This window comes from Rhodococcus sp. C1 (genome assembly GCF_020809065.1).
Lineage (GTDB): Bacteria > Actinomycetota > Actinomycetes > Mycobacteriales > Mycobacteriaceae > Rhodococcus_F > Rhodococcus_F qingshengii.
The window spans coordinates 2,231,874-2,248,384 of sequence record NZ_CP078080.1 but is presented as its reverse complement, the minus strand read 5'-3'; the positions used below and the strand labels follow the sequence as shown (position 1 = coordinate 2,248,384).

The 16,511-nt window shown below is 60.8% G+C and carries 13 protein-coding genes; 7 read left to right on the top strand and 6 right to left on the bottom strand.

Annotated features, from left to right (window positions below; genetic code table 11):
* Positions 1-9 precede the first annotated feature (9 nt).
* From KTR60_RS10330 to KTR60_RS10320, 3 genes are read right to left on the bottom strand one after another with little or no spacing between them, the layout of a single operon-like run.
* Complete coding sequence (locus tag KTR60_RS10330) at positions 10-1,095, bottom strand: adenosine deaminase (protein WP_007727325.1); 1,086 nt, start codon at positions 1,093-1,095, stop codon at positions 10-12.
* Between the two features lie 9 nt (positions 1,096-1,104).
* Positions 1,105-2,400, bottom strand: coding sequence for a thymidine phosphorylase (locus tag KTR60_RS10325; RefSeq protein WP_003940738.1), 1,296 nt, complete (start codon positions 2,398-2,400; stop codon positions 1,105-1,107).
* Positions 2,393-2,797, bottom strand: coding sequence for a cytidine deaminase (locus KTR60_RS10320; RefSeq protein ID WP_042449639.1), 405 nt, complete (start codon positions 2,795-2,797; stop codon positions 2,393-2,395). Before KTR60_RS10320 ends, KTR60_RS10325 begins: the two co-directional genes overlap by 8 nt.
* Positions 2,798-3,119: 322 nt before the next feature.
* On the opposite strand from KTR60_RS10320, the gene sdhC reads away from it, so the two are divergent.
* From sdhC to KTR60_RS10300, 4 genes are read left to right on the top strand one after another with little or no spacing between them, the layout of a single operon-like run.
* Complete coding sequence (sdhC, locus tag KTR60_RS10315) at positions 3,120-3,455, top strand: succinate dehydrogenase, cytochrome b556 subunit (RefSeq protein WP_007727327.1); 336 nt, start codon at positions 3,120-3,122, stop codon at positions 3,453-3,455.
* Between the two features lies 1 nt (position 3,456).
* Positions 3,457-3,912: a succinate dehydrogenase hydrophobic membrane anchor subunit gene (locus KTR60_RS10310; RefSeq protein WP_003940699.1), complete on the top strand. Its 456-nt coding sequence runs from the start codon at positions 3,457-3,459 to the stop codon at positions 3,910-3,912.
* A 15-nt stretch (positions 3,913-3,927) separates the two neighbouring features.
* Complete coding sequence (sdhA, locus tag KTR60_RS10305) at positions 3,928-5,679, top strand: succinate dehydrogenase flavoprotein subunit (protein WP_003941011.1); 1,752 nt, start codon at positions 3,928-3,930, stop codon at positions 5,677-5,679.
* Positions 5,679-6,446 (top strand): succinate dehydrogenase iron-sulfur subunit, encoded by a 768-nt coding sequence (locus KTR60_RS10300; protein WP_003940925.1) that lies wholly within the window; start codon positions 5,679-5,681, stop codon positions 6,444-6,446. Before sdhA ends, KTR60_RS10300 begins: the two co-directional genes overlap by 1 nt.
* Positions 6,447-6,510: 64 nt before the next feature.
* Here the strand turns inward: KTR60_RS10300 and KTR60_RS10295 are convergent, their stop codons facing one another.
* From KTR60_RS10295 to KTR60_RS10285, 3 genes are all read right to left on the bottom strand, one after another.
* Positions 6,511-7,563 carry a hypothetical protein gene (locus KTR60_RS10295; RefSeq protein WP_218748918.1) on the bottom strand — a complete coding sequence of 351 codons (1,053 nt, stop codon included), beginning with the start codon at positions 7,561-7,563 and terminating at the stop codon, positions 6,511-6,513.
* Positions 7,560-9,032 carry a hypothetical protein gene (locus tag KTR60_RS10290; protein ID WP_218748920.1) on the bottom strand — a complete coding sequence of 491 codons (1,473 nt, stop codon included), beginning with the start codon at positions 9,030-9,032 and terminating at the stop codon, positions 7,560-7,562. Before KTR60_RS10290 ends, KTR60_RS10295 begins: the two co-directional genes overlap by 4 nt.
* A 647-nt stretch (positions 9,033-9,679) precedes the next feature.
* Positions 9,680-10,981, bottom strand: a complete 1,302-nt coding sequence (locus KTR60_RS10285) for a hypothetical protein (RefSeq protein ID WP_228402122.1) — start codon at positions 10,979-10,981, stop codon at positions 9,680-9,682.
* A gap of 1,048 nt (positions 10,982-12,029) precedes the next feature.
* On the opposite strand from KTR60_RS10285, the gene KTR60_RS10280 reads away from it, so the two are divergent.
* Genes KTR60_RS10280 through KTR60_RS10270 form a run of 3 tightly spaced genes read left to right on the top strand, consistent with a single transcriptional unit; the run spans position 12,030 to position 16,506 of the window.
* Complete coding sequence (locus KTR60_RS10280; protein WP_228402121.1) at positions 12,030-13,736, top strand: hypothetical protein; 1,707 nt, start codon at positions 12,030-12,032, stop codon at positions 13,734-13,736.
* Positions 13,736-15,340, top strand: coding sequence for a type I restriction-modification system subunit M (locus KTR60_RS10275; protein ID WP_228402120.1), 1,605 nt, complete (start codon positions 13,736-13,738; stop codon positions 15,338-15,340). The genes KTR60_RS10280 and KTR60_RS10275 overlap by 1 nt, the downstream gene beginning before the upstream one ends.
* Positions 15,337-16,506, top strand: coding sequence for a restriction endonuclease subunit S (locus tag KTR60_RS10270; protein ID WP_228402119.1), 1,170 nt, complete (start codon positions 15,337-15,339; stop codon positions 16,504-16,506). The genes KTR60_RS10275 and KTR60_RS10270 overlap by 4 nt, the downstream gene beginning before the upstream one ends.
* The last annotated feature ends 5 nt before the right edge of the window (positions 16,507-16,511 follow it).

Here is a 16,511-nt window from a genome sequence, read left to right as displayed (position 1 = left end):
GCACGTCATCTAGCCGATGAGCACGGCGTAGCCCGGCTTGATGACGTCGTCGATCAACGCGAGGCGCTCGTCGAACGGGATGAAGGCCGACTTCATCGCGTTGATGGTGAAGCGTTCGAGATCGGTCCATCCGTAACCGAAGGTCTCGACCAACGCGGCCATTTCCCGGCTCATGGTGGTGTCGCTCATCAGCCTGTTGTCGGTGTTGACGGTCACTCGGAAGCGCAAGTCCGCCAAGAGTCCGAACGGATGGTCCGCCAGGGCGGCTACGGCTCCGGTCTGCACGTTCGAACTCGGGCACAGTTCCAGGGGAATGCGCATGTCACGGACGTAGTTCGCGAGCCGACCCAACTCTGCCCCACCTGGCACGCCTACGTCGATGTCGTCAACGATCCGCACGCCGTGGCCCAACCGATCCGCTCCGCAGAAGGCGATGGCTTCGTGGATCGACGGCAACCCGAAAGCCTCACCCGCGTGAATCGTGAAGTGGGCGTTCGCGTCACGCATGTACTCGAACGCGTCGAGGTGCCGGCTCGGTGGGTTTCCGGCCTCGGCGCCGGCGATGTCGAAACCGACAACCCCGCGGTCCCGGAATCGCACAGCGAGTTCGGCGATCTCCCGCGACCGCGCGGCATGCCTCATCGCCGTGAGAAGACAGCCGATGCGGATCTCCCGTCCCGCGACCCTGGCAGCGGATTCGCCGGCCCGGAAACCTTCGAGAACGTGCTCGACGACCTCGTCCAAACTCAGGCCTTGTTCCAGGTGCTGCTCGGGCGCAAAACGGATCTCGGCATAGACGACGTTGTCGTCGGCCAGATCCTCGGCACACTCACGTGCCACCCGTGCGAGCCCTTCGGGGGTCTGCATCACGGCGACTGTGTGCGCGAACGTTTCGAGGTAGAGCTCGAGCGATCCACTGTCAGCGGCAGTTCGGAACCATTGCGCCAGTTCGGATGCCGTATTCGCCGGCAGCTCGTCGTAGCCACATTGCTCGGCCAGTTCGAGAACGGTCTCGGGTCGGAGTCCTCCGTCGAGATGATCGTGGAGAAGAACTTTGGGTGCGCTGCGGATCGTGGTCAACTCCGGTGCGTTCATTCGCCAACGCTAACGCGAATCACCCACAATTCGCTCGATGAGCAACGGTCGCGAAACGGTGTCGGAATCGGTCCCGATCGACCATCCACCGCCGAGGCTTCGTCGCGCTGCATCAAATCTCTCGGGAGTGTCGGTGTGCAATGTCATCAGCTTCTGCCCGGCACGGACCACGTCGCCAGGCTTTGCATGCATCTCGATGCCGGCACCGGCCTGAACGGCTTCGCCCTGCCGTTCGCGTCCGGCTCCCAGTTTCCAGGCCGCGATGCCCACCGCCATGGCGTCGAGTCGGGTCAGTACGCCGTCTCGGTCCGCGGTGACGACGTCGCTGTGCCGGGCCACCGGCAGCGTCGCGTGTGGGTCCCCACCTTGTGCGGCGATCATCGCGCGCCACCGGTCCATTGCCGTGCCGTCGGCCAGTTTGTCGGCGGGGTCGATACCGTCGATCCCGGCCGCTGACAGCATCTCCCGAGCCAGGACCAGGGTCAGCTCGACGACGTCCGACGGCCCGCCGCCTGCCAGCACCTCGACGGATTCACGTACCTCGAGGGCGTTGCCCGCCGTCAATCCGAGCGGGGTGTCCATCCCGGTGATGAGAGCGCTTGTACGCACGCCGGCGTCGTTGCCAAGCTCGACCATCGTGCGTGCCAACTCTCGCGCGTCGCCGAGGTCCTTCATGAACGCTCCGGAACCGACCTTGACGTCGAGCACCAGGGCGCCGGTTCCCTCGGCAATCTTCTTGCTCATGATCGAACTTGCGATCAGCGGAATGGATTCCACCGTTCCGGTCACGTCGCGCAGCGCGTAGAGCTTCTTGTCCGCGGGGGCCAGATTCGCTCCGGCAGCGCAGATCACCGCGCCGATTTTCGGATCCGAGAGAATGTCGACCATCTCCGTCGCCGTGAGCTCGGCTCGCCAACCTGGAATGGCCTCGAGCTTGTCGAGAGTTCCACCGGTGTGGCCGAGTCCGCGGCCCGACAACTGCGGGACTGCAAGACCACAGGCAGCGACGAGGGGTGCAAGCGGAAGGGTGATCTTGTCCCCCACTCCACCGGTCGAATGCTTGTCGACGGTGGGCAGCGGCAAGTCCGAAAAGTCCATCCTCCCGCCGGATTCGATCATCGCCTCGGTCCATCGACCGGTCTCTGCTCGCGACATTCCGCGGAAGTAGATCGCCATCGCGAGCGCCGACATCTGCTCGTCACCGACGATCCCCTGTGTGAACGCCTGAACTATCCAGTCGATCTCGGTTCCCGACAGCTCGCGGCCGTCACGCTTGGCGCCGATGATGGAAACTGCGTCAAACATGGCGGAGCCCCTCTGCTTGTTCCGGCCCGAAAGCATCAGGCAACAGCTCGCTCAGCGGCTTGAACCCACTGCTCGTGTCGACAAGCATCTCACCCCCGCCGTGCTCGAGAAGAAGCTGTCTGCACCTGCCGCATGGCATCAGAATCGAGCCCTTCGCGTCGCAGCACGTGAAGGCAATCAGCCGCCCGCCCCCGGTGGCGGCCAAGTTACCGACGAGTCCACATTCGGCACACAGGCTCAAACCGTATGAGACATTTTCCACATTGCATCCTGAGACGATCCGACCATCGTCTACCAGGGCAGCTGCACCCACTGCATAGCCCGAGTACGGTGCATAAGCTTGCCGCATGACCACTTGCGCGTTGTGCCGCAACAACTTCCAGTCGATGTCACCCATGGTTCGTTATCCAATCACGCCGACTGAATGGATGCAGAAACCACGCCGAAACCGTCTCGGCGAGATTGGAAAGGCAAACCTTACAAAGAGTTTGGTACGCGTACGAATCCCGCATCTGATTAGTTCCCGGTTTCACATAGGTTTAGAGTCTGAGTCAAGTCGGTTCAGGATCCCGTCGAGCCCGGGCTGAGGTACATCGAAGCTCTCTGCAGGCTCGACGCGTCCACCAATGACGTTGGAGGCACAGCACTCGATGAGTACTACGACTGAAGCCGCTCCTCAGAAGGAGCGCACGAGGTCGCTTTACCGGGGCGACCCCGGAATGTGGTCCTGGGTTCTACACCGGATCACAGGCGTCGCTACTTTCTTCTTCCTATTCGTACACGTTCTCGATACGGCACTCGTTCGGGTCAATCCCGATACGTACGACGCCGTCATCGACACGTACAAGAACCCCCTCGTCGGCCTCATGGAGATCGGCCTCGTCGGCGTAGTCCTCTACCACGCCCTCAACGGCGTGCGCGTGATGTTGGTGGACTTCTGGTCGAAGGGCCCGAAGTACCAGCGCGTCATGCTCTGGACCATTCTGACGATCTGGTTCCTGGTGATGATCCCAGGCGCCGGACGCATCCTCATCAACATGTTTGCGGAGCACTGACATGGCGACTACTCACGGACCCGAAGCCAAGAGCCTGGGCACCTCATACGACCGTCCCGCAAGCCTGGACAACCCGCGGTCCCCGCGCGCGAAGGCTCGGAACAACTTCGAGTTGTACGCATGGCTCTTCATGCGCTTCTCCGGCGTCGCCCTGATCGTTCTGGTCCTGGGCCACATGTTCATCATGCTGATGCTCGACGGTGGCGTTCACCGTTTGAACTTCGCGTTCGTCGCAGGTCGCTGGTCCAGCCCATTCTGGCAGTTCTGGGATCTGACGATGTTGTGGCTGGCACAGCTGCACGGCGGTAACGGTCTGCGCACGGTCATCGCGGACTACTCCCGCAAGGACTCCACGCGCTTCTGGCTGACCACGATCCTCGTTCTCTCGATGATCCTGATCATGGGCCTGGGCACGTACGTCATCTTCACCTTCGACCCCAATATCTCGGCGAGCTAGGGGAGCACAGACTTCATGCAGGAACATCGTTATGACGTGGTCATCGTCGGCGCCGGTGGCGCAGGCATGCGTGCGGCAATCGAAGCTGGCCCCCGTGCCCGCACGGCCGTACTGACCAAGCTCTACCCCACCCGCAGCCACACCGGCGCGGCCCAGGGCGGCATGTGTGCCGCACTGGCGAACGTGGAGGAAGACAACTGGGAGTGGCACACCTTCGACACCGTCAAGGGCGGCGACTACCTCGCCGACCAGGACGCCGTCGAGATCATGGCCAAGGAGGCCATCGATGCGGTGCTCGACCTCGAGAAGATGGGTCTGCCGTTCAACCGCACGCCCGAAGGCAAGATCGACCAGCGTCGATTCGGTGGCCACACACGCGACCACGGCAAGGCACCCGTCCGCCGTGCGTGTTACGCCGCCGACCGCACCGGTCACATGATCCTGCAGACGCTCTACCAGAACTGCGTCAAGCACGACGTCGAGTTCTTCAACGAGTTCTACGCGCTCGACATCGCCATCACCGAGACCGAGGACGGCCCGGTTGCCACCGGTGTCATCTGCTACGAGCTCTCGACCGGCGAGCTGCACATCTTCCACGCCAAGTCGATCGTCTTCGCGACCGGCGGCTCGGGACGCATGTACAAGACGACGTCCAACGCGCACACCCTCACCGGTGACGGCATGGGCATCATCTTCCGCAAGGGCCTGCCCCTCGAGGACATGGAGTTCCACCAGTTCCACCCGACAGGACTCGCCGGTCTCGGCATCCTGATCTCGGAAGCCGTCCGCGGTGAAGGTGGCATTCTCCGTAATGCCGACGGTGAACGCTTCATGGAGCGTTACGCACCCACCATCAAGGACCTCGCTCCGCGTGACATCGTGGCTCGTTCGATGGTCCTCGAGGTTCTCGAAGGCCGCGGCGCCGGCCCGAACAAGGACTACGTCTACATCGACGTGACGCACATCCCCGAGGAAGTTCTCGACGAGAAGCTCCCCGACATCATGGAGTTCTCGCGCACCTACCTCGGCGTGGACCCCGTCAAGGAGCCCGTGCCCGTCTACCCGACGTGCCACTACGTCATGGGCGGTATTCCCACCAAGATCAACGGTGAGGTGCTGCGCAACAACGACGAGATCGTCAAGGGTCTGTACGCGGCCGGCGAATGCGCCTGTGTCTCCGTACACGGTGCAAACCGTCTCGGTACCAACTCGCTCCTCGACATCAACGTGTTCGGCCGCCGCGCCGGCATCGCTGCCGCCGAGTACGCGAACTCCACCGAGTTCGTCGACATGCCGGAAACCCCGGCCGCCATGGTCGAAGACTGGGTCGGCGTCATCCTGTCCGATCACGGCCACGAGCGCGTTGCGGACATCCGCACCGAGCTGCAGCAGTCGATGGACAACAACGCCTCCGTCTTCCGCACCGAAGAGCGCCTCACCCAGGCTCTCAAGGATGTGCGTGCTCTCAAGGAGCGCTACAACCACATCACGGTCCAGGACAAGGGCAAGCGCTACAACAGCGACCTGCTCGAGGCCATCGAGCTGGGCTTCCTCCTCGAAATGGCAGAGGTCACCGTCGTCGGCGCCCTCAACCGCAAGGAATCGCGCGGCGGCCACGCTCGCGAGGACTTCCCGGACCGCAACGACGCCGAGTACATGAAGCACACGATGGCGTACAAGGAGGGTGACGGCCTGCTCTCCGACATCCGTCTGGACTACAAGCCGGTGATCCAGACCCGCTACGAGCCGATGGAGCGTAAGTACTGATGTCTGCGCCTGCTGTAGATGCACCCAAACTCCCCGCTGTTCCCGAGGGGGCCGTCATGGTCACTCTCAAGATCGCGCGGATGAACCCCGAATCGGGCGAGGGCCAGCACTGGGACAGTTTCCAGGTCCCGGCACTGCCCACCGACCGTCTGCTCAACCTGCTCCTGTACGTGAAGGGTTACCTCGACGGCACCCTCACGTTCCGTCGCAGCTGCGCACACGGTGTCTGTGGATCGGACGCCATGCGGATCAACGGTGTGAACCGTCTGGCCTGCAAGCTGCTGATGAAGGACATGCTCCCCAAGGACGGCAAGCCTGTCACCATCACGGTCGAGCCCATCAAGGGCCTGCCCGTCGAGAAGGACCTGGTTGTCGACATGGAGCCCTTCTTCGACGCATTCCGCGCCGTGAAGCCGTTCCTCATCACCAGTGGCAACGAGCCCACTCGTGAGCGCATCCAGAGCCAGCACGACCGTGCACGTTTCGACGACACCACCAAGTGCATTCTCTGCGCATGCTGCACCACGTCGTGCCCCGTGTACTGGAGCGACGGCAGCTACTTCGGTCCCGCTGCCATTGTGAACGCACACCGGTTCATCTTCGACAGCCGTGACGAGGCCGCTTCCGAGCGTCTCGACATCCTGAACGACAAGGACGGCGTGTGGCGTTGCCGCACCACGTTCAACTGCACCGACGCGTGCCCCCGCGGCATCCAGGTGACAAAGGCTATTCAGGAAGTCAAGCGAGCGCTGCTCTTCGCTCGTTAGGCCTTCGGCCTGTGCGCGGTTAGGGAGTCTCCGGACTCCCTGACCGCGCACAGGCATTTTCACGTCATTCCGATTTGGCGCCGCTGCCATCTCTGAGCTGAATCCCCAACCCGTCGAGCAGCACTCGGACCGCTGCACCGTGTCGTGTCACCAGGGGGCGTGCATCGACGGAGTCTTCGACCAGAGCCAGCATGCCCCGTGCCTCCGCGTAGGGCAGAGCGTTGTGAAGTCGTACGGAAGTTGTGCCGGCACCTGCTACCGAGGCCAAAGTTGCGGCTGTCGGGTTCTTGTGTTGCTGGTCGAGGCCGTACATCAGACGGCGCACGTCCTGCGGGGCACATTCACGGAACCCTGCCACCGTGCCCTGCGCGACTTCGACGACCGCGTATGCCGCCTCTCCGAACATCGTGAAGCGCGCCAGGGTCCTACCGTCAGGACTCCCCTGCAGTGAAGTCCAACGGTGCGCCTGCGCCTTATGCAGAGCTACCAGCTGCGGTGAATACAACTGCATTTCGCAAGCATCAGCCCACTCGTCGTTTTGTCGGCGAAGCGGCAAGGTAAGCGTGCCGTCGGTCCAGTCCTGCAACGGCATTCGAGGCGTACGCGCCCAATCTCGATATTCGATGACCGGAAGGTCGAACAAGCTCACACACTCCGCGTCACGGATGATGCGACGGGTGCCATCGACTTCGACCGCCACGCGCGCCCCTTCATCGAACTCACGCAGTGGAATGCCGCTGATGAGTAGGAATGTCGGCGTTGGAGTCCCGTCGAGTCTGACGATGCACCCGCTCGCCGACAACCACTGACCGCGTTGTAGTTCTACGAGGTCGCCCACGATCGCCAGGGTATTCATCATGCGACGGAGTTCGTTACGCCGCGCGTCAACGCCACCCTTGCGCTGCACAATTGCCAGGGCCGGTTCCATGAGTCGATCAAGCAATCCCCGGGTGCTGACCGGTGCACGTCCCCCAGTTGAGGCCCAGGCCACGGCTCGGATCAGCTCGCAGGTAAGACCTTCGGTTGTTGCACCGCGTGCTACGCCCAGCTCGGCCCGGAGATAGCCGACGATACCCTCACCCGCCAGAGTCGTGATTCGCGGAGCACCAGGAATCATGCGAACCTACTGTGGAATCGTTGTGCCAAGCTGTACAACCGGCGGCGCTCCTTCGGATCGGATGTTCGACTCCAGTCCAGCACCGCGTTGACTGCAAGCTCGAGGTCGTGGCCTCCCATGGACGTCGAAAGCGCCGGAACGAGGATACATTCCGCCAATGCCGTTGGGATTCTGTCGGACTCACCGACTAGGTCCAGTGCCGATGCGAACCGGCGTGCAGTGTCGAGCACGCCGTCGTCGATGGGCCAGTATCCTGCAACTGCATCCTCCAATGACTCGACAGCTGCTTTCGCGCCGAACGCACCCTCGGGTGAGGAGGTGCGAGTGTCCACGTTCACTTTCCCGCCGGAACGACGCGGGACGTCAATCGCGACGGCAAACCCCCACAGATCAGGACTCACCGGCGCCGTGGTGCGGCCGGCGGCAGCAGTGGCAGCGACGAGAAGACTCGGGTGAGGCACGATTCGTTCCGATCCAAGAATCTGCTGCGCCGTCATCGGGACCGCGATACCTCGATCGGGAACCTGGAGCCACGGCATCAAATAGGACTCGGTTGGAGCACGGTTGAATGCTTCTAGAACGAGCAACGCCGTTCCGCCTTCTCGCACGGCGTCACTCACGCCCGACAGAAGGCCTGCGTGCATCCGAGTTGCTCGCGGATCAGCGGCGCGGACACCGAGAAGATCAACCGGGTGGAGAAAGTCGTGTGCCACAGGTAGTGCCGCAATTCTGCCGGCGCACACAGCCGTGGCATACGCAGTCAACGCAGCTGTCGCGCCGTTACCGGTCAGAACAGGTAGTAATTCGGCAACAACAGCGGCGTGAATTCGTTGCAGGACCGAATGATCTATTCCTGATTCTCGACCAACGCTCACTAGGGACTCGTTCAGAGGGCGCGCCTCGATCACCGGACTCGTTCGCCATCCAGGCGACCACGCGAGCAGAGGAGCCGCTGCGGCGGGGATCGCGGGCGCCTGTGTGGACGCGCCCACTCCGAGTGCCCGCAACAGAACCGACTCGGCCAGTAGGCCGGACGCATCGTCAACCAGATCTGTCACGCGTTCGGTCACCGTGTGCTCCAGGTCTGCAAGCTGCCCGGACACCGCAGTCTCGGTGGATTCAAGCTCGGAGCGCAATCGATCTAATTCCGCAGCGTGCTCTACCTTCTCGTTCGCAAGCGCGACGCTCTCTTCACGCATCCGCTCGAGCCGGCCCTGCTCATCTTTCAGCTTCGCCAACACTTCGTCTTTCGCTGCTACGAAGGCGTCTGCGAGGTGTTCGGCTTTACGTCGTTCGAGATCGTTCCGAACTGCCGGATCCTCGAAAAGGAGGGCTGAGAGTTCAGCCGCATGCCGGCGGACCTCTTCACTGTCACCGCATATCTTCAACGCGCGGTGTATGCGATCGTACTTGTATTGGCGGTCAGCAATACTGTCACCGTCACGAAGGGAGTCTGCTGCTTTCTGCATCAGTGCTCTTGTCGCAAGAAATTCCGGTGTGCCAAGAGTTGACTTGTCCGACACTCCAACAGCATCCCGGACCGCCGTCCGCAAGATGTCGGCGTCTGGACGGCAGTCGAAGTAGCCGGTGATCGGAGAAGTCGGTGCACAGAAGGCCAAGTCTCCAGGAAATCGAAAAATGGCATTTTCGTTCTCTCGGTAGGCAACCTGTTCGAATCGCACTGAGTCGGACGGGACAAGGTATGTGTCGCCGTCAATCTTCGGGGTCAACGGTCCGAGTAACAGATCTCCCTTGCACCATACGTAAATGTCCTTGCCCGCGGATACCTCCGGCCCAGCAGGAAACCGACCTGCAATCAATCGCTCGAGCGCCTCGTCGTAAGTGAAATCCGGGTAATGGACGACCGGGCACAAATACTGTGGCGCCTTGGCTTCGATAAGATCTTCGCCGCGATTCTCGGCTGCCTCGAACAAGACAACCAATCCGCGATCAACCGACCAATTCTGCTTTCGCCAAGTTATCTGACCGCGCGTCGGATAATCGTTTGGATCCGCAACCAGCCAACCCGCCCCGAAGTCGTTGTAGGCCGGGACCACCCCTGCTCTGCCCGTATCCGATATCCACTCGACTCTGCCAACTATCCGGGTTCCAGGAGCTACGACCATGCGCCGACAATAGAGGAGTGATTCGGACGAATTTGATGTGGGTTGCGCCAACGAAGATCACTGTTATCGCCAGATAGTTCGGACGCAATCGTGTAAGCGGTCAACCAGTCCGACTGCCGCAGGGATGCTGCCGGCACTTCTCGCACCACACACGGCGCAGTGTCGAACTCCAGCCGGACGAAACCCAGATTTCCAGCATCGACCTCGATAAGTCGGGTGTTCCCTCGAAACCGCCGAAGCCATTTCGACAGTTGTAGCGCGCCATCGTTATGGCGTGTTTCCACACGTCCATCCATGCTGTGCACAGTCGCGGTAAACGTCAAGCCCGCCAGCTCCGAATGAATTTCAATCTGAGCCTCGATATCCGTCTCTTCGCTGGCATTGAACGGGGCAAGCATCGTTTCGCCATGGCGCAGAAACCATATAGGCGTGAACGAGTCGCGATCCACCGACGTCTCCGTCACGATCTCGGAATTGATAACATCTCGTGGAACATTTGTGCGCAATCGCAGTGGCCCCGATTCGATAGCCGTAACCGCAATTCCCTGCTCCGAAGCGGCCCGAGCACGCCCGGGCAGCTTGAGCGCACTTATCGTGACGTCGGATTCGGCGATAAGAATGCTCGCCGCTTCTGCTACGGTCGCCACAACCGGTTCGCCCAACAGAAACCGTGGTTTCCCGTCGCCCGCATATTCGACGGGAGGTGTCACTATGCGCGTGCGAGAGCGACGGGTTTCGACTACGACCCCAAAGTCCGCCAGCCAGTCGATCACCGCGCGACGTGCAACCGAGGGAAGAACTACGCGCCAAGCATGCCAGGTTCCCGCAGCAGTCGGGACTGTTCCCAACTGGACCGGCGAAAGCTCGGTAGGAGGTATTACGGCATCAGGGCGCACCACTACGACTGAATCGCCCCAATAAACCGACGTCATCGAGTCGTACCGCCGATATGTGCCTCCGCGAAACTTCACGAAAACTGCACCGCCACGCGGCAATCCCACGAGATTCCGTTGCCATCGATTCGATCGAATCGACCGAGGCCACGTTCCGATCATACGAACCGACAGCTTCTGTCGAGACGGTGTGATCGTGATCCGGTTCCGTCCAGATCCAGCTGCCAAGGCGTCGGCCCGCACCTTGCGCGGTTGCTCGCCCGGCCGATTCAGCACCAAGCCATCGAAAAACAGCAGCCCATACGCGGTGTTCCGACTCTCTGCGATCGAGAGCACGTCACACTCGATAAACATGGTCCAACCGTGATCGTCGGAATTCAGATGCAGATACAGCGGCATGCCTCCGTCTGCCAACGGGTCGCCCGCGATCCTATACACCGATGAGCCGGGGTGGTACAGCTCACACTGAGCGCTTCCCTCACCTGGGTTGTGCGCAAAATGCGCGATCTTCGCGCGTCCTCGCCTCAGATGGACCTGGACGCAGCAGTGTGGGCATAGATAACCGGGGTGCCGCTCGGCGTCACGCGCCGCGACGAGTCCACCATTACCCAGATCTATCGCGAGATCCACGGGCCTACAACTCCTTTGCTGCGATTGGGCCGAAACAGCACCAACACTCACCAACCACAGCGTATGCCGAACCTCCACGCACGCCGACGAGCGCCTGCCATCAATCGCGGCGGCTCTCGTATTCCTCCGCGGTCAATGACGTGAGGTGGAATCCGCCGCATGCGCCACAGGCGTATGCACGATTCTCGAGTTTTCCTCGGTACTTTCCCTTTGCGCGCCGGACCCGTAGCTGTTGCGCGTTACGGAGTGCCGACGCGGCGGCATGTTCCGTCGGCAACCGTCGTTTACCGGTCGGGCATATCGGGTCTTCCAGCTTCCAAGGTTCGCAGCCAGGTGCAGCCATTCTGTACAACCCATCGAGTTGCGTTCGGCTGCGGGGGTTCATCCGGTGTCGAGTCATTGTCGGTCCCTCCGTGATGTGTGACTCAATCATTGGAACGACCGCGGCATACCGCAACACAAACCGTTGATAAGACTACTTATCACCATCGTCACCAACCAGCCACACTTTGTGGGCTAACGTATTGACAGTCGGAAACGGACGAAAACGGAAGGAGGCCCGACTATGCAAACTACGACTGAGCAAACCTTGACTATGCAAGGAGTCGCGCGGCTCGCACGAGTAAAACGGCCAGTCGTCTCGATGTGGCGCACGCGCTTCGCCTCCACCGACCAGCCTTTTCCGGCACCCGTCAACGAGACGCCTCTTCAGTTCGACACTCAAAAGGTAATTCAGTGGCTTCGCGAAACGGGCCACGGAAACAACATCGACGCAAAAATCGAATCACCCCTACACTCGTCCGCGTTCGAACGTGTGATGCGCGATGTCGAGAGTGCGTCCGCTCTTCTACTTCTTCACCACATCACGGGTGAGCCGCTCGCCGAGTCCGATCCGATCGATACCGTACTGGCAATCGACGCCCACGCGATCGGATCAGTCCTTGATCCAGCCACGGCATTCGACGCACTTGGCGACGTCGCATTACGCGAGGCGGTCGACGAGTTGGCAGAGGCCGCATACTCGGGAGGCAGTGCACTCCAGCACGTCGTGGACAGCTTGATCGCTCCCAGCGGACCCTGGGCTGGAGAGGCCCTGACCCAGACAGGCGAAGACCTGTTGACTAGAGCAATTATCGAGGTTCAGCGAGTTGAACCCCGGGAGATCGCACCCGCCGGGCCCGGCGGCCTTCTATTGACGACTGCGCTCGCAACACGCGCCGAGGAGCACGAACGGTGGACCATCCGCCGTCGGGCATCATCGCCCGAACACTTGTGCAACCAAGTTGCCTGGAGAAGTCTTGCTGCACAAGAATTTCCGATCGAACCCTATACCGAGGTCCGGTCGAACACGGCCGATACGATCGGCGTTCTCCACATCATGCAATGGCTGTCAGTTTCGGGCGATTCCGAGTTTTTCGACCATGTCGAGGACTTGCTGATGGACCTGAGCGAACTCGACCTACTGCTGGTGGTGGGGCCCGCCAATCTCATGACTGATCGCCACGGCGCGAGCAGGCGACGACGCCTACTCGTCCCATCAGAGTCTTACACCGCCCCCCTGCGTTACGTCGCACGACTCCCCAAGGGTCTGAGTCGATTTGGTGGGCGGCGACGACTCGCACTCTGGGTCTTCGGTAGACCGTCCTCCACCTGGACAGTGGTCGGATCCCATTCGGACACAAATACAGATTTCGCCGCTCGTGAGGCGATTGCCGCAGATACAGCTACGGCAGTATCCAATTCCATCGATCTATACGCGCATGCCTTTCGCACCAGCACCGTATTGAAGTCCGACGTTTTCCTGCGACAGTCGACGTTGACCGCGCCCCCTGCGACGAGTGTGCGGGTAGACGGCGGCGAGCGCCTGGCGCGAGTATGGGAATTGAACCGGGGACTCCTCGACGGGATGGACCTCTCCGTCGCAGAGTCACAGCCAGGCAACATCACTTTCGCTCGCGCGTCGCGAGGATTCGGGCGAGACCTGGCTGGGGCTCGGATTCCCGCTGAGCACCTCGCTGTCCCCCAAACCGGCTGGGTAAAGGTGATCGGTCCAGAAGAAGTACGCGATCCAATGTCGCTGGGCCGGCGCGGTATCGACCGCCTCACCCTGGAAGAGGTTGCACCGCGCTCTACCCTCACCGAACCTGGCGACGTTGTCTACGTCACCGTCGGCGGGTGTGCTGCTTTGGTCGACTACCACGGCGGACATGCTGTCGCGACCCCGGCAAGAATCTTTCGGTGCAAAGATGACGCAAGCCATGACCGTCGACTGGTCCCGGCCGTGGTTGCTGCGAACATCGCCTCACAACCGGGGTCGGATCGCAGCACCTGGCAGTTGCAGACTGTTCCGGTGGATGCAGTCCCGGCCATCACCGAGATAGCGCACCGCGTTGAGAATCGAAAACGATTTCTGCTCAACGAAATTCGAGACCTCGAGGCGCTCGATACCGAACTCATCGAGGGGTTGTCCACTGGCAGCCTCACAGCCACAGTACGTACGTCCCACACAACGAAAGCCGAGTGATGACAACCAAGACGAAACAGCCCCTGGCTCCGTCGACAGCCAAAGAACTCCAAGACACCTTATGGAGGGCCGCCGACAAACTGCGCGGCTCCATGGATGCCAGTCAGTACAAAGACGTCGTCCTCGGCTTGGTGTTTCTCAAGTATGTCTCCGACGCCTTCGAGGAGCGTCGTGAGGCTATCAACGCCGAATTGGACGGCGAAGATGCCGCATACATCGCCGAAACTCTTGAAGACGTAGACGAATACGTCGGAAACGGCGTCTTTTGGGTCGCTCCCGCGGCACGGTGGAGTTTCATCTCCGCGAACGCCGCCGGCATCGCGGCCTCGGCCAGCGAGGACTCGAGGAGTGTCGGCGATCTGATCGATACCGCTATGCGCCTGCTCGCCAAGGACAACGCCTCCCTTGAGGCCACCCTGCCGACTATCTACGGGCGCGACAACATAGATCAGCGGCGCCTCGGTGAGCTGGTCGACCTCTTCAACTCGGCCCGGTTCACCGGCGAGGGCGCGTCGAAGGCCCGCGACCTGCTCGGCGAGGTATACGAGTACTTCCTCGAAAAGTTCGCGAAGGCCGAAGGCAAACGTGGTGGCGAGTTCTACACCCCGCCCGTTCTGGTGCGGACTCTAGTGGAGATCCTCGAACCCCATCACGGCCGGATCTACGATCCGTGTTGTGGATCGGGTGGCATGTTCGTTCAAGCGGAGAAGTTCCTTGCCCGGCACAACGAGGATCCGACCAACCTGGCTGTGTACGGCCAGGAGCTCAACGAGCGCACCTGGCGACTAGCGAAAATGAACCTCGCCATCCACGGCATCGACTCGCAGGGACTCGGCTCCCGCTGGGGCGATACGTTTGCCCGCGACATCCACCCAGAGATGCAGGCCGACTTCGTCATGGCGAATCCGCCCTTCAACATCAAGGATTGGTCGCGAAGCGCGGACGACAAACGCTGGAAGTATGGTGTGCCGCCAGCTCGCAACGCGAACTACGCTTGGATGCAACACATCTTGAGCAAGCTCAAGGTGCAGGGTGAGGCTGCAGTCGTCATGGCCAACGGCACCATGGCATCCAATACCGGCAGCGAAGGAGATATCCGCCGGGCAATGCTCGAAGACGACGTGGTCTCCTGTGTGATTGCAATGCCTGCCAACCTGTTCCGATCAGTAGCTATCCCGGTTTGCGTCTGGTTCTTCGCCAAGGACAAGGGAATTGGCAGCAGGGGCAATATCGATCGACGTGGAGAAGTTCTTTTCATCGATGCCCGCGAACTCGGGTACATGGTCGACCGGGTCGAGCGCACCTTGTCCGATGACGACATACAACGCATTTCAAATACTTTCCGCACATGGCGCGGGCGGGATTCCGCAAAGGGAACGTATGTGGACATGCCTGGCTTCTGTAAGAGCGCCGCGTTGCAGGAAATCGAGGCGGCGAACTGGGCGGTCGCCCCCGGCAGGTACGTAGGAGCACCCGATGCCACAACAGATGATGAGCCAGTAAACGAGAAGGTCACGAGATTGACGAATGTTCTCACAGCGGCCCTCGATGAGTCAGCACAGCTAGATGCTGCCGTCCGAGGACAGCTAGGTAGGCTGGTATGACCACTTTGAACGACGTTCTGACCGTAAGGTCAATCAAAACCGGCCCATTCGGAACACAACTTCGGGCGAGCGAATACACACCATTCAGGACGGCCGAAATGCACGCCGTCGTTTCAGTTGGCGAGATTCGATCTGGAGTTATCGCAATCGAGCCACGAACTCCTCGGGTTGGCAAAGAGGTTGTGGAACGGCTCCCTCAGTACATACTTGATCCCCGCGACGTAGTCGTCTCTAGGAAGGGTACGGTCGATCGTTCCTCCTGGGTCGACCCCCGATTTGGCAGGCTATTTCTCGGAAGTGACGCAATTGCAGTTCGATTCGAGAACGAATTGAGCGCTCGCGCATACGGGTATGTATTGCAGGCCCGCGCATCGCGCGAATGGCTAATTAGGCACGCCTCAGGCTCCACGATGCTGTCGATGAATTCTGAGATACTTGGAAGACTGCCGGTTCCAATTCTAAGCAATCGAGAGATGAAGGCCATCGTTGAGGTACTCGGCGCACTGGACGACAAGATCGCAGCCAATCAGCGTCTAGTGACGCTAATATTGGAGTTGGGTGAGTCGATGGTGCAAGCCTGTGACCTTGCGCCCACAGCGTTGGCCGAGCTAGCAACAATCACAATGGGCACCTCGCCGCGGGGGGAGTACCTTAACGACGACGGCATCGGAATTCCGTTCTTTCAAGGTGTGCGCGATTTCGGGGCAGTTTACCCCGCCAAGCGCATATTCACTTTGCATCCGGCCAGGACAGCACCAGATGGCGCCGTCCTGTTCGCAGTCCGAGCACCGGTCGGCAAGACAAACCTTGCGGTTGGTGACACCGCTATTGGGCGCGGACTTGCAAGTATCGCTTCCGACTCGCAACCGGCCACACTATTTTTCTCGATGCGCGCATTTGAGACGGTATGGGACGAGTTCCAAGGAGGTGGAACTGTTTTCGCGTCCATCAACGGATCAGATGTTCGATCGACAATGCTGCCGATGCCGTCTGGAAGCGAAACCCTCAGACTCGAAGCGAAACTATCGGCATTACTTGGACGCGCCACCATAGCTGAGCGCGAATCTGAGACACTTGCCAATACTCGCGACGAACTCCTCCCACTTCTCATGAGCGGGAAGATCACCGTCAAGGATGCTGAAAAGCAAGTCGAGCAGGAGGTTTGACGTGG

Bases quoted from the DNA above. Each gene is read 5' to 3' on its own strand.
- KTR60_RS10330 (WP_007727325.1), bottom strand. From the start codon at position 1,095: ATGAACGCACCGGAGTTGACCACGATCCGCAGCGCACCCAAAGTTCTT.
- KTR60_RS10325 (WP_003940738.1), bottom strand. From the start codon at position 2,400: ATGTTTGACGCAGTTTCCATCATCGGCGCCAAGCGTGACGGCCGCGAG.
- KTR60_RS10320 (WP_042449639.1), bottom strand. From the start codon at position 2,797: ATGGGTGACATCGACTGGAAGTTGTTGCGGCACAACGCGCAAGTGGTC.
- sdhC (WP_007727327.1), top strand. From the start codon at position 3,120: ATGTGGTCCTGGGTTCTACACCGGATCACAGGCGTCGCTACTTTCTTC.
- KTR60_RS10310 (WP_003940699.1), top strand. From the start codon at position 3,457: ATGGCGACTACTCACGGACCCGAAGCCAAGAGCCTGGGCACCTCATAC.
- sdhA (WP_003941011.1), top strand. From the start codon at position 3,928: ATGCAGGAACATCGTTATGACGTGGTCATCGTCGGCGCCGGTGGCGCA.
- KTR60_RS10300 (WP_003940925.1), top strand. From the start codon at position 5,679: ATGTCTGCGCCTGCTGTAGATGCACCCAAACTCCCCGCTGTTCCCGAG.
- KTR60_RS10295 (WP_218748918.1), bottom strand. From the start codon at position 7,563: ATGATTCCTGGTGCTCCGCGAATCACGACTCTGGCGGGTGAGGGTATC.
- KTR60_RS10290 (WP_218748920.1), bottom strand. From the start codon at position 9,032: ATGCAGAAAGCAGCAGACTCCCTTCGTGACGGTGACAGTATTGCTGAC.
- KTR60_RS10285 (WP_228402122.1), bottom strand. From the start codon at position 10,981: ATGCCGCTGTATCTGCATCTGAATTCCGACGATCACGGTTGGACCATG.
- KTR60_RS10280 (WP_228402121.1), top strand. From the start codon at position 12,030: ATGCGCGATGTCGAGAGTGCGTCCGCTCTTCTACTTCTTCACCACATC.
- KTR60_RS10275 (WP_228402120.1), top strand. From the start codon at position 13,736: ATGACAACCAAGACGAAACAGCCCCTGGCTCCGTCGACAGCCAAAGAA.
- KTR60_RS10270 (WP_228402119.1), top strand. From the start codon at position 15,337: ATGACCACTTTGAACGACGTTCTGACCGTAAGGTCAATCAAAACCGGC.